At 50.0% G+C, this 13,401-nt stretch carries 12 protein-coding genes; 5 read left to right on the plus strand and 7 right to left on the minus strand.

Features of this window, described 5'->3' with window-relative positions; genetic code table 11:
- Positions 1-23: 23 nt before the first annotated feature.
- The 5 genes from PRU_RS03460 to PRU_RS03480 all read right to left on the minus strand — a co-directional run bounded on the left by PRU_RS03460 (position 24) and on the right by PRU_RS03480 (position 5,792).
- A complete protein-coding gene (locus PRU_RS03460) occupies positions 24-1,100 on the minus strand; it encodes an endonuclease/exonuclease/phosphatase family protein (RefSeq protein ID WP_013063143.1) in 1,077 nt (358 codons plus the stop codon).
- A 36-nt stretch (positions 1,101-1,136) separates the two neighbouring features.
- Entirely contained in the window at positions 1,137-2,390 is a 1,254-nt protein-coding gene (locus PRU_RS03465; RefSeq protein WP_049769067.1) for an ATP-binding response regulator, read from the minus strand.
- Positions 2,391-2,477: 87 nt separating this feature from the next.
- A complete protein-coding gene (locus PRU_RS03470; RefSeq protein ID WP_013064671.1) occupies positions 2,478-3,662 on the minus strand; it encodes a glycosyltransferase family 2 protein in 1,185 nt (394 codons plus the stop codon).
- 23 nt (positions 3,663-3,685) lie between these two features.
- Positions 3,686-5,260 carry an Rne/Rng family ribonuclease gene (locus tag PRU_RS03475; protein ID WP_013063881.1) on the minus strand — a complete coding sequence of 525 codons (1,575 nt, stop codon included), beginning with the start codon at positions 5,258-5,260 and terminating at the stop codon, positions 3,686-3,688.
- Positions 5,261-5,516: 256 nt separating this feature from the next.
- Positions 5,517-5,792, minus strand: coding sequence for an HU family DNA-binding protein (locus tag PRU_RS03480; RefSeq protein WP_013063334.1), 276 nt, complete (start codon positions 5,790-5,792; stop codon positions 5,517-5,519).
- A gap of 194 nt (positions 5,793-5,986) precedes the next feature.
- On the opposite strand from PRU_RS03480, the gene pyk reads away from it, so the two are divergent.
- The 4 genes from pyk (at position 5,987) to PRU_RS03500 (ending at position 11,410) form a co-directional block, all read left to right on the plus strand.
- On the plus strand, positions 5,987-7,432 hold the full coding sequence (gene pyk, locus PRU_RS03485) for a pyruvate kinase (protein ID WP_013064982.1): 1,446 nt from the start codon (positions 5,987-5,989) through the stop codon (positions 7,430-7,432).
- A 24-nt stretch (positions 7,433-7,456) separates the two neighbouring features.
- Positions 7,457-9,547: a M3 family metallopeptidase gene (locus tag PRU_RS03490; RefSeq protein ID WP_041385624.1), complete on the plus strand. Its 2,091-nt coding sequence runs from the start codon at positions 7,457-7,459 to the stop codon at positions 9,545-9,547.
- Between the two features lie 129 nt (positions 9,548-9,676).
- Entirely contained in the window at positions 9,677-10,378 is a 702-nt protein-coding gene (locus PRU_RS03495; protein ID WP_013065322.1) for an iron-sulfur cluster assembly scaffold protein, read from the plus strand.
- A gap of 15 nt (positions 10,379-10,393) precedes the next feature.
- Entirely contained in the window at positions 10,394-11,410 is a 1,017-nt protein-coding gene (locus PRU_RS03500; RefSeq protein WP_013063070.1) for a GGGtGRT protein, read from the plus strand.
- 84 nt (positions 11,411-11,494) lie between these two features.
- On the opposite strand, the gene PRU_RS03505 is transcribed toward PRU_RS03500, so the two are convergent.
- Positions 11,495-12,025 carry a hypothetical protein gene (locus PRU_RS03505; protein WP_013063815.1) on the minus strand — a complete coding sequence of 177 codons (531 nt, stop codon included), beginning with the start codon at positions 12,023-12,025 and terminating at the stop codon, positions 11,495-11,497.
- Between the two features lie 76 nt (positions 12,026-12,101).
- Here PRU_RS03505 and PRU_RS03510 point away from each other — a divergent pair, with 76 nt between their 5' ends.
- Positions 12,102-13,046 carry a D-2-hydroxyacid dehydrogenase gene (locus PRU_RS03510; protein WP_041385626.1) on the plus strand — a complete coding sequence of 315 codons (945 nt, stop codon included), beginning with the start codon at positions 12,102-12,104 and terminating at the stop codon, positions 13,044-13,046.
- On the opposite strand, the gene PRU_RS03515 is transcribed toward PRU_RS03510, so the two are convergent.
- Complete coding sequence (locus PRU_RS03515; protein ID WP_013065314.1) at positions 13,043-13,348, minus strand: Dabb family protein; 306 nt, start codon at positions 13,346-13,348, stop codon at positions 13,043-13,045. The two genes, PRU_RS03510 and PRU_RS03515, sit on opposite strands and share 4 nt — an antisense overlap.
- Positions 13,349-13,401: the final 53 nt, after the last annotated feature.

Below are 13,401 nucleotides of genomic sequence, written 5' to 3' on the forward strand. Positions count from 1 at the left end.
AACAGGCGGGATTCTTTATGTTGTTACTTCTGTTGATCCTGAGGAATCTGAATTTTTGAGAACACGGGGTTGTGGTCGGAATAACTCAATTCGCGCTTGTAATACGACAGACCTAAGAAGGTTTTATCGTGGAAAATATAGTCGATGCGCACCTTCTTTTTTCCACCACGGAAGGTGTACATAAAGCCGCTGCCACACTCGGTAAAGCCATCCACCTTATCGCCCAGCATGGTGTTGTAAACGTAAGAGTAGGGCACATCGTTGAAGTCGCCGCATACAATGATGGGGCGCTCGCAATTACGCATATCCTGCGCCAGCACGTTGGCCTGGCCCGAGCGGGCTATCATACCTATGGTGTAGTTGCCGTATAGGGCGCGTAGTAAGGCGTTGCTCTCAATGTCCATACCCTGACTCATGAGCTTGCCGGCTCTGTACATGGTACCGTTGATACCGGTGGTTTCCAAGTGGGCGTTATACACACGGATAACGGTTCCCTTGTAGTTTACCTCGGCCCACATGGCGCTGTTGTTGGTCATCTCGAAGTTCATGTTCTTCGACTTAACGATGGGGTAACGGCTGTAGATAACCATATCGTGCTCGCCCTGGGCCATATAGGGGAAGTACTCCTTGTAAGAGTCGCTGTTCTTCTTGTCGCCGCTCTGGTCGTTATACTCCTGGAAACAAGCCACATCCACCTTCTGCTTCTTCATCTCGCTCAGAATATCCTGGGCAATAAAGCCTGAGGTTTCGCGACCGAACATGGCCACGTTGTAGGTAGCAATCTTGATGCCGGGCTTGATGTCGGCATGCTCATCGAGCGAACCAAACTGATAGATGGTGCCTGAGTAGGGGATGCAGCACATGATGGCAATGAGCGGAATGAAAGCCCAATGGAAACGGCGCATAATAACCCAGTAAAGAAACAGTACCACATTGGCTGCTATCAGCACGGGCAGGGCATAAACCAGCATGGCGCGGGCTGTATTACCTGCAGGCTGAACATCACCACCGTAGAGACCTACAAGGGTGAATATCATGACAAGTACGGTGAGAATAAGAATGGAGAATGAAAAGTACTTTTGTACAGCAAGTTTTCCCATAATGTGTGAGTATAAAAAATATATGTGTAGTTATGCTTAGTCGAGGTATTTGCCAACTATCTCGATCAGGTTCTCAACCTTGAATGGCTTGGCCATGAACTCGTCGCAGCCAGCATCCTTTGCATCGCGGATATTCTCCTCGAAGGCATAGGCGCTCAGGGCGATAACGGGTGTGTCGGTATCTATCTCCTTAATGATGCGGGTGGCATCAAGACCGTTCATCTCGGGCATACGAATGTCCATCAGTATCAGATCGGGGTGCTCTTCCTCGTTCATGGTTACAGCCTCGATACCGTTATGGGCACGAATAAGGCGGTAACGCTTGTGGAGCACAATTTTTACCAGTTCGTAGTTGCTGTCCTCGTCCTCGGCTACCAGGATGGTCTTCTTGTTCTTATCGTCGGGGCGACCGCTTACACGGATGGTGCGAACATTCGAGGTGGTGGTGTTGCGGGCTGGTGCTATGCCGCCAATGGTACCCTCGAAGGGCAGCACAAAGTGGAACAGCGAACCCTCGCCAAGCTTCGACTCGACATAGATCTTACCGCCCAGCTTCTCGACAATAATCTTACAGAGCGCCAAACCAAGGCCGTAGCCGTTGTTGTTGGTCTCGGCATCGCGAGAAACGTAGGTGTTAAAGATATGCTGAAGATCCTCGGGGGCAATACCCGTACCGGTGTCTTGCACAAAGAATTCGATGTTTGAGCCTTCGTCGAGCATGCGGTAACCATAGGTGATGCTGCCGGCCGAAGTATGTTTCAAGGCGTTGCTGATAAGGTTTGAGAATACCTGGGTGATACGGTTGGCATCGGTGTTGAAGGTAACGGCCATATTGGGCTTCTTCCAACTGAGCTTAACCGTCTCGGGGCAACGGAACTTAAACAGATTCTTGATACTGTCGCAGAGCTGGTTGAGGTCGGTGCTCGACTTCTTCATCGTGATTTCGCCGGCCTCTACACGTGAGAGGTCGAGAATCTCGTTTACCAGGCTCATCAAACGGTTGTTGTTGCTTTCAATGATTTCGAAGAACTTCATGCGGTCGTCCTGTGAATCGGTCTCGACCAATACGCGAGAGAAACCCTCGATGGCATTCAAGGGGGTGCGGATTTCGTGGCTCATATTAGCCAGGAAAAGCGACTTCATCTTGCTCGCTTTTTCTGCTTTTTGGGCCTTCTCCTCATATTCTTTCAGCTTCTGGGTTGCGATGGCTAGCTGTTCTTGCGCAAGGGATAATTTGCGATTGGCCTCCGCATATTTCTGAAGCATTACTTCCTTCTCGCTATATTCCATGTTGTTATTAAAAATCACTATTTGGCTACAAAGGTAATGCTTTTTTTGTAAACACAAAAGAAAAATGAAAGAAAATTAGCAAAATTTTCAACTTCTCTTGGCTTTTTCCCAAGCGCCACTGTGATTATGGCTGCGCAGGTAGGCCATTCCGCGAAAAACATTGAGGTTCATAAAAACAAAATAGTAGGCGGTGTAAAGCAGCTTGTTCTTAACGCCGTGACGGGCCAAAAGCCAGCCGGCAAAGGCGCCTAGATAGAACAAAATCTGTGCTGCTAACATCAAATCGAAAAACGAACCTGCGCGCATTACAGAAAGTAATATGTTGATACCCAGTAAGATAACCATTGCGATTGGAGTAATGCTCCAACGCAGCACGCGGTGACTGATGTACTGGAAGCTTACCAGCGGGTACTTGATGGGGTTGAGCAAACTGCGCAACCACCAGATGCTTTGAAGTCCGCCGGCAGCGATACGGCGCTTGCGTTTGCTCTCTTCAAAAATGTTGGCAGAGCCGTACTCCTGAGCGTAGGCATCGGGGGTGTAGGCGATGCGCTTGCCATCCTGTACCACAAACATTGACATCATGAAATCGTCTAACAGGGCATTGTCGGGAACCTCGCGTACCAGCTGGGGGTCGATGGCGTAGAGTTCGCCGGCGGCACCCATGGCCGAGAACAGCTCGCTGTCCCAACGTTTCAAGGTGCTCTCGTAGCGCCAGTACAGACCTTCGCCCTCGGCAGCCATCTGGCCCTCCTTGCGGGCGGCCACGCGTTTCTCGCCCGATACACAGCCCACGGTGGGGTCGGTAAACAGGCGGGCAATCTCCTTCATGGCGCCTGGATTAATCATGGTGTTGGCATCGGTAAAGGCCACATAGCGGGTCTTGAGTTCCTGCAAACCGTGCTTAAGGGCGGCCGACTTGCCGCGGCGCTCGGGGCTGAACACGATATCAACCTCGGGGTAGGCCTTAAGCAGCTCGTTGGTGCGGTCGGTGCTGCCATCGGTTACCCACATAATACGGAACTTTTCGCGGGGGTAATCGATAGCCAGGGTGTTGGCCATCTTCTCGGGCACCACATCTTCTTCGTTATAAGCACAAATAAGCAGGGTGATGGTGGGCAGCTGCTCATCGGCAGGCACGACGGCCTTGCGGGGAGCGCCCGCAAAAAGCCGTTTTAGCCTGAGGATGATGTATAATAGAATTCCATAACCTAAATAGGTGTAGAATACTATGAGCAACATGGCCCAGAATAGGATTTTTAGTGTGAGCATAGGTTTTCGATATAAGAGTTTTATTACTTTGTTTCGATTTCTTCCTTCATGTCTATATATTGCCTGTCGGCATCATAGAACTCGTACTGAAGGAACGCCAGCTTCTGCGAGGGGATGACCCGTACGCCCAGTCCGTACTTCATTTGCCACTTCATCTTGAGGCTGAATAGGCCTTGGTTAATGTAGGCGGCAACGTAGGGATGAACGTGCAGATAGAACTTGCGCATACCTATCTTATTTACTAGGGTGTCAATCTTACTCTCGAGGGTATCAGTGAACAGGATGCTCGACTTGATAGTACCTTTACCGAAACAAGTGGGGCAGGTTTCCTCGACGTTCACATTCATAGCGGGGCGAACGCGCTGACGGGTAATCTGCATCAATCCGAACTTAGAAAGGGGCAGGATATTGTGCTTGGCTCTGTCCTTCTGCATGTTCTTGCACATGCGCTCGTAGAGCAGCTGGCGGTCCTCGGGTAACTTCATGTCGATAAAGTCGACGATGATGATACCACCCATATCACGGAGCCTGAGCTGGCGGGCCAGCTCGTCGGCAGCTCCAAGGTTGGTTTCGAGGGCGTTGGCCTCCTGATTGTTCTCTTTCTTGATTCGCGTACCGCTATTCACATCCACTACATGCATGGCCTCTGTGTGTTCGATAATCAGATAAGCACCATGTTTGTAGTTTACCGTTTTTCCAAAGCCCGACTTGAGTTGCTTGGTTACATCGAAATTGTCGAAAATGGGTACCGTGCCGTTATAGAGCTTAACGATATCCTTCTTTTCGGGTGCGATGAGTCCCAGATAGTTCTTGATTTCGTCGTAGATGCCGCTGTCGTTTACATGGATGCCGTCGTAAGTGGGATTGAAGAGATCGCGCAACAGTGCTACGGCCCTGCTTTCCTCCTCGAAGCAGAGTTGTGGTCGCTCTGTGGTCTTCTGTACTTTGCTAATCACGTCTTCCCAACGCTTCAACAGTATCTTCAGCTCGGCATCAAGTTCAGCTGCGCGCTTTCCCTCGGCTACTGTACGTACAATAACACCGAAATTCTTTGGCTTGATGCTCTGAATAAGCTGTTTCAGTCGGCTACGTTCTTCGCCCTTCTTGATTTTGGTCGAAACAGAAACACCGTCCTCGAAAGGAATGAGCACCAGATAACGGCCGGCAAAACTCAACTCGCAGGTGAGGCGTGGACCCTTGGTGTTAATAGGTTCCTTTACAATTTGTACCAGTATTTCCTGACCAACCTTCAAGGTGTTGGCAATGCTGCCATCCTTTTTAAGTTCTGGCTGGATGTGGGCTTTCTGGATAGGGTAGAGCTTCTTGCGGTCGCTCACTACCTGTTTCAGATATTTCTCGTAAGAGTTAAATTGAGTTCCCAGATCAAGATAATGCAGGAATGCAACACGTTCGGCTCCGACATCAACGAAACAAGCGTTAAGTCCTGGCATCAGCTTCTTGACCTTTGCCACATAAATGTTGCCCACCGAGAACGACGCCGTGCGCTGCTCCTGCTGGTACTCTACCAGCTGCTTATCCTCGAGCAGGGCAATGCTTATGTCCTTTGGCTGCACATCAATGATAACTTCACTTGTCATTGTCTTTCTCCTTAATTGTTTTCCTTAAAAATTCTTGAGGGAATGTCTCGTTAGCACTAAAAAGGGTGTGCCGCTATCCATTATAGATTAGCAAGACACACTCCTTTCATTTCTTTACTATTGGTCACAGAGGATCAAGATTTACTTGCTCTTATGACGATTCTTGCGCAGGCGCTTCTTACGCTTGTGAGTAGCCATCTTGTGGCCCTTCTTTTTCTTTCCGTTTGGCATAATACTTAATAATTTATAATGTTAATTACTTCATTTTTTCAATAAAGCTCTTCGAAGGCTTGAAGGCGGGAAAGTCGTGAGCCTCGATTACCAGTGTGGTGTTCTTAGAGATGTTGCGGGCGGTCTTCTGAGCACGACGCTTCACTACGAAAGTACCGAAGCCACGCAGATATACATTCTCCTTCTCAGAAGCGAGACTCTCGCGGATGCACTCCATGAATGCCTCTACTGAGATGGCTACATCTTTCTTAGCCAGGCCGGTCTCTTCAGCAATTCTGTTGATGATTTCTGCCTTTGTCATTTCTTTATCTGTTTCTTTCTCTTTTATATATTAATAATGTGTAAACTCGAAATTCTTCGATTTCGGACTGCAAAGTTACTAATTTTCAGCCGATTACGAAAATATTTCTCGTTTTTTTTTCAAAAAATCACAAAAATCACCGCTTTTTGGCCGTTTTTTTGTATCTTTGCACCACAAAATGAAGGAAAAATAACATGAAGCAGACAAAAATTGTAGCTAGCATTAGTGACAGAAGATGTGATCAGGATTTCATCCGCAGTCTCTTCGAGGCAGGCATGAATGTAGTGAGAATGAACACGGCGCATGCCGATGAACAGGGTATTAAAAACATAATTAATAATGTGCGTAGCGTGAGCCACCACATTGGTATCCTTATCGATACCAAGGGTCCTGAGGTGCGTACCACCGGATGCCCAGAGCCCATCGCCTATAAAACAGGTGATGTGGTGAAGATTTTCGGTCGCCCCGAAATGGATACCACGCACGACATCATTAACCTGTCGTATGCCGACTTTGCTGCCGACGTACACGAGGGTTGTCATATCCTGTTCGACGACGGTGCACTCGACATGAAGGTGATCGGTATCAACGGTCCAGCTGTAATCGCTCAGGTGCAGAACGACGGTGTGCTGGGTTCGCACAAGAGCGTAAACGTGCCCGGTGTTCACATCGCACTGCCTACGCTGACCGAGAAGGACCGCAAGAACATTAAACTGGCCATCGACCAGGACATCGACTTTATTGCTCACAGCTTTGTGCGCTCGGCTGCCGACGTGCGTGCCGTGCAGGCTATCCTGGATGCCTACAACAGCGACATCAAGATTATCTCGAAAATCGAGAACCAGGAGGGTGTGGACAATATCGACGAGATTATCGAGGCTTCGTACGGTATCATGATTGCACGTGGCGACTTGGGTATCGAGGTGCCCATCGAGCGTATTCCTGGTATCCAGCGACAGATTATCCGCAAGTGCGTACGCGCTAAGAAGCCTGTAATCGTTGCTACACAGATGCTGCACACCATGATTAATAACCCACGCCCCACACGCGCCGAGGTTACTGATATTGCTAATGCTATCTACTATCGCACCGATGCACTGATGCTGTCGGGCGAGACTGCCAGCGGAAAATATCCTGTAGAGGCCGTTCGCACCATGGCCGCTATCGCCGAACAGGCTGAGAAGGACAAGATGCGCGAGAACGACATCGAGGTGCCCCTGTCACCAACATGCGATATCCGCGAGTTTATGGCTCACTCGGCTATCGAGGCCACCGAAAAGCTGGGTGTGAAGGGTATCATCACCGACGCCAGCTCGGGCGACACCGCTCGCAACCTGGCTGCCTTCCGTGGTCCTAACCCCGTGCTGGCTATCTGCTACAACGATAAACTGCAGCGTCTGCTGAACCTTTCATATGGTGTAATCCCTGTATTTCAGAAGGAGCATATCGACAACGAGGTGCTGTTCCATGCGGCTGTACGCATGCTGCGCCAGAAGGGTTACGTGCAGGATGCTGATAAGATTGCCTACCTGAGTGGAAACGTAGGCGAGGGCGGTGGCACCAAGTTCCTGGAGATTAACACCGTGAAGGAGGTGATGACCAACCAGTATAAGTTCCACCTGCCACACTCAAATAAATAGACTTTACTTTATAAACTAACATTAATGGATATGAATTTTAAAAGAACACTCATGACGATGAGTATCGCAGCTGTGATGCTGCCAACTTTTGCCGCTGACGGACTGCCTAAGGGCGCACCCGATTTCAGCAAGATTAAGGAAACCGACTACCTGCCTGCCATCGAGAAGGCTATCAAGCTGAAGCGACAGGAGATCAACAAAATTGTAAGCAACAAGCAGAAGCCTACCTTCAAGAACACCATCCTGGCGTTGGAGAAGAGCGGACTGGAGCTTGACAAATGGCTGAACGTAGCCGAGGGACTGGCCAGCGCACACAAGACGCCCGCCATTGCCGAGGCTGAGAAGAAGTCGACACCGCTGCTGACTGAGCTGGAGAACGAGATCTCGTTCAACAAGGCGCTGTTTAAGCGTGTGAAATATGTTTACGACAACGAGTACAAGAACCTGAAGGGCGAAGACAAGCGCCTGACCGAGGTGGTATATAAGGGTTTTGTACGTTCGGGTGCTCTGCTGGATGATGCCAAGATGGAGCGCATGATGCAGATTAATATGCGTATATCGGAGCTGCAGCAGCAGTGGGGCGACATGCTGCCCGCTGCTACCAACAACGCTGTGGTTTGGGTATATAGCAAGGACGAGCTGAAGGGCTTGAGCGATGCCGATATTGCCCAGTGCAAGAAGGATGCCGAGACTCGTGGAGGTAAGGCTCCTTACGCTATCGTGATAGTAAACACTACCCAGCAGGCTATCCTGAGCAGCTTGGAAAACCGCGATCTGCGTCGCCGTGTGTTCGAGGCTTCACGTCATCGTGCCGACGGCTCTGATCAGTACAACACCTTCCCCCTGGTAGTTGAGATTGCTAAGCTGCGCGCCGAGAAGGCCGAGCTGATGGGCTATAAGAACTACGCCTCGTACTCGCTGGAGCGTACGATGGCTAAAAACTCTGACAATGTGTACAACTTCCTAAAGCAGCTGATTGCTGAGTACACACCAAAGGCCCAGGCCGAAACCAGGGCCATCGAGGAGTTTGCCCGCAAGGAGATGGGACCCAACTTCAAGCTGCAGCCTTACGACCGTTTCTACTATTCGGCTAAGATGAAGCAGGAGATGCTGAACCTGAGCGACGACGAAGTAAAACCTTACTTTAACATCGACAGCGTGATTGTGAACGGTGTGTTCTACGCAGCTCATCGTGTTTACGGTTTGAACTTCGTACAGCGCAAGGATGTGCCTACTTATCACCCCGACATGAAGGTGTTTGAGGTACGCGATAAGAATGGAAAAATGCTGGCTTTGTTCTATAGCGATCCTTACCGCCGCCCCACCAAGCGCGGCGGTGCCTGGATGAGCGCTTTTGCCAAGCAGAGCGGCTTGCGCCAGCAGTTGCCTATTATATATAATGTAACCAACTATGCCAAGGCTCCCGAGGGTCAGCCCACGCTGATTACCTGGGACGAGGTAACAACACTGTTCCATGAGTTTGGTCACGCCCTGCACGGTATGCTCTCTAACTGTTATTACAACACCCTGAGCGGTACCGCTGTGGCTCGCGACTTTGTGGAGATGCCATCGCAGTTTAACGAGAGCTTTGCCTCGATTCCTGAGATCTTCGACCACTACGCCAAGCACGCTGTTACCGGTGAGCCTATGCCTGCCGACCTGAAGGAGAAGATGCTGAAGAGCATTAACTTCCAAACAGCCTACGCCCTGGGCGAGAACCTGGCTGCTACTTGTCTGGATCTGGCTTGGCACCATCTTTCAGTAAACGAGATACCTACAGCCGACGACGCTGCGCAGTTCGAAATCGACGCGCTGAAGAAGATCGGTCTTTACGATACCCAGATTCCACCACGCTACAGCACTTCTTACTTCAACCACGTTTGGGGCGGAGGTTATGCTGCCGGCTACTACAGCTATCTGTGGACCGAGGTGCTGGCCTGCAACGTAGCCGATACCTTTGAGAAGTTGGGCGCCTTGAAACCCGAGACCGGCGATGCCTTCCGAATGAAGGTGCTGAGCCGCGGTAACACCAAGGACCAGATGGAGATGTTTACCGACTTTACTGGCATGAAGAACCCCGACGCTTCGGGTTTCCTGAAGTATAGAGGTCTGTAAACCTGCTAGTTGGTTAATAATTCCTAAATGATAGACCCTAAAAATGGTAATATCAAATAATTGGAGTAATTTTGTAGGTCAAAAAGAAGGATATATTAAGTTGTTTAACATTTAAATGTTTTATTATCAATGATTTATTCAAAAGAAGTGGAGAACATGTGTAGCGTTTGTAAGGGCGCTTACCATGGACCTGCACCTATCCCCGAGGAGGGCAAATGGGTAGCAGTAAAGGAAATCAAGGAAATTTCTGGTTACACCCACGGTATTGGCTGGTGCGCACCTCAGCAGGGTGCCTGCAAGCTGAGCCTGAACGTTAAGGACGGTGTAATCCAGGAGGCTCTTGTTGAGACCATCGGATGTACTGGTATGACTCACTCAGCTGCTATGGCTTCTGAGATTCTGCCTGGTAAGACCATCCTCGAGGCTCTGAACACAGACCTCGTTTGCGATGCTATCAACACCGCTATGCGCGAGCTCTTCCTGCAGATTGTTTACGGACGTACACAGAGTGCTTTCTCTGAGGGCGGTCTGGCTATCGGCGCTGGTCTTGAGGACCTCGGTAAGGGTCTTCGCTCACAGACTGGTACACTTTATGGCACCGTTGCTAAGGGTACACGTTACCTCGAGCTCACTGAGGGTTACATCACAAAGCAGTACCTCGACGCTAACAACGAGGTTTGCGGTTACGAGTATGTACACCTCGGCAAGATGATGGAGGCCATCAAGAACGGTATGGACGCCAACGAGGCTATGAAGAAGTTCACTGGTTCTTACGGTCGTACAACCGAGGAGCAGGGTGCAGTTAAGGCAATTGATCCACGTAAAGAATAATAGGAGGATACGACAATGATTAGAAAAGTACAGTTTGAGAGTCAGGAGCGCCGTATCAACCAGGTTCTTGCTGCTCTGAAGGAGAATGGCATCAACTCTATCGAGGAGGCCAATGAGATTTGTGAAAAGGCTGGTATCGATCCATATCAGATGTGTGAGGACACACAGCTGATCTGCTTCGAGAACGCTAAATGGGCATATGTTTGTGGTGCTGCTATCGCCATCAAGAAGGGCGTTAAGACTGCTGCCGAGGCTGCTGAGGCCATCGGTATCGGTCTGCAGAGCTTCTGTATCCCCGGATCAGTAGCCGACGATCGTAAGGTAGGTATCGGTCACGGTAACCTCGCCGCTCGTCTGCTCCGTGAGGAGACTGAGTGCTTCGCTTTCCTCGCTGGTCACGAGAGCTTCGCTGCTGCTGAGGGTGCTATCAAGATTGCTGAGATGGCTAACAAGGTTCGTAAGAATCCTCTTCGCGTTATCCTGAACGGTCTTGGTAAGGACGCTGCTCAGATCATCAGCCGTATCAACGGTTTCACATACGTACAGACTAAGTTCGATTACTTCACTGGTGATCTGAACGTGGTTAAGGAGGTTCCTTATGGTAACAACCCAAGCCGTCTGAAGGTTAAGTGCTATGGCGCTGACGACGTACGTGAGGGTGTAGCTATCCTGTGGAAGGAGAACGTAGATGTATCAATCACTGGTAACTCTACAAACCCAACACGTTTCCAGCACCCAGTAGCTGGTACTTACAAGAAGGAGCGCGTACTCGCTGGTAAGCCTTACTTCTCAGTAGCTTCTGGTGGTGGTACCGGTCGTACTCTGCACCCAGATAACATGGCTGCTGGTCCTGCTTCTTACGGTATGACCGACACCATGGGCCGTATGCACTCTGACGCTCAGTTCGCTGGTTCTTCATCAGTACCTGCACACGTTGAGATGATGGGATTCCTGGGTATGGGTAACAACCCAATGGTAGGTGCTACTGTTTCTGTAGCAGTTGCTATCGACCTCGCCCTGAACAAAAAGTAATTTATTTACTTGAGATATTAAAATTTAAGCCTCGCCAATCGGCGGGGCTTATTTTTTGTTGTTATCAGCAAGAGGGCGTAGGGCTTACTGTACCTTGGTCATGTGATAACCCATGCGCTTAAGCTGTACGGCAGCTCCCATCAGGTAAAGCTGGTGCAGACAGCTCACATAACCGTTGAAAGCCTCTTTGGTGCCGGGCTCCAGGTGCTGGTGCATCAGTGCGTTGTAAACACGCTGGGCGCACTCGCCGGTAAGTTTTTCAAGAGCGCTGTAATCGTCGCCCTGCAGCAGGAGTACTTCCTCACGGATGTATTCGTCCATCGCATCGTAGCCGCGCTTGTCGCGCATGTAAGCATACAGGTCTTCTACCTTCGAGTAGATCTCCCATTCGGTATCCCACATCTTGGCTACGGCCAGACCGATATACATCATCCAACCCAACGAGGCCGAAGGATAAGCCTGGAACTCGCGAATGCCATCGGGGATATAAGCCTTGGCTATCTCCTCCCACTTGTCTTCTACATCGGGGCACTCGGGCAGGCGCTCATCTACCTCGTTCAAACTCTGCAGAAACTGGTGCAGATCATTACGTAATTGTTCTTCAAATTTTTCCATTTCGGGTGCAAAATTAATTCTTTTCTGGCAAATTACAAAAAAAAATTGTATCTTTGCACCAAATTCTAACACAACAATGAAAATAGTAATTCTTGACGGGTACACAGCTAATCCTGGCGATTTGTCGTGGAACGAGCTGGAGAAGTTGGGCGATGTTACGGTGTATGAGCGTACGGCGCCCCAGGAGACGGTAGTACGTGCGGCCGAGGCCGACGTGGTGTTAACCAACAAGGTGCTGATAACCAGCGAGGTGATGGCACAGTTGCCCAAGCTGAAGTATATCGGCGTGCTGGCAACAGGCTACAACGTGGTGGATATCAAGGCGGCACACGAGCGCGACATTGTGGTAACCAACGTGCCGGCTTACAGCACCGAGAGCGTGGCACAGATGGTGTTCTCGCATCTGCTTACGGTAACTAACCGAACAGAGCATTATGCCCAGCAGAACCGCGAGGGCAAGTGGAGTAGGAGTAAGGACTTCTGCTACTGGGATGCCCCACTGACCGAGCTGGCCGGTAAGACATTCGGCATTGTAGGTTTGGGAAATATCGGTATGCGTGTGGCCCAGATTGCGCTGGCTTTCGGTATGAAGGTAAAGGCGCTGAGCAGTAAAGAGGTGCTGCCTGCCGGTATCGAGAAAGTAAATCTGGATGAGTTGCTGGCTACCAGCGATGTGCTGTCGCTGCACTGTCCGTTAACCGACAGCACGCGTCACCTTATTAATAAAGAGAGTCTGAAGAAGATGAAGCCATCGGCCATCCTGATTAATACCGGTCGCGGACCGCTGATTGACGACGATGCTGTGGCTGAAGCGCTGGAAGAAGGACGCCTGGGTGCCTTCTGCGCTGATGTGATGACCGTTGAACCGCCTGCTGCTGATAATAAACTGCAGAAGCAGCCCAACGCTTATATCACGCCGCACATTGCTTGGGCAAGCACCGAAGCAAGAGTGCGACTGATACAGGTAGCAACCGAAAATGTACGTTGCTTTATTAGCGGAAAACCACAGAATATGGTTTAGATCTCGAAATCGAGGCAGGAGCGCTGAACGGTGTAAGGACGAACCTTACCGTTGGCTACGGCTACATGCTCGGGGTGAACGGCATAGCCCTTCAGCGCTTCTTCGCTTTCGAGCGTGCTGTCGAGCATCACGTCGGCATTTGATGAAGCCAGACGGCCATCGATATGAACCTTAACATCAAGCAGCCCCGGTACCTTACCTACCAATCCCTCAAGACCAGCCTTGATACCTGCCTTAACGGTCTGCTTCTCCTCTTCACTCAGTTCTGGATTCAATGTCCAAAGAATAATATGCTTTACCATAACCTAAATAATTAATGTTTGTTAGGTGCAAAAATAGGCAAAATAATCTGTTT

The organism is Xylanibacter ruminicola 23, assembly GCF_000025925.1.
Lineage (GTDB): Bacteria > Bacteroidota > Bacteroidia > Bacteroidales > Bacteroidaceae > Prevotella > Prevotella ruminicola.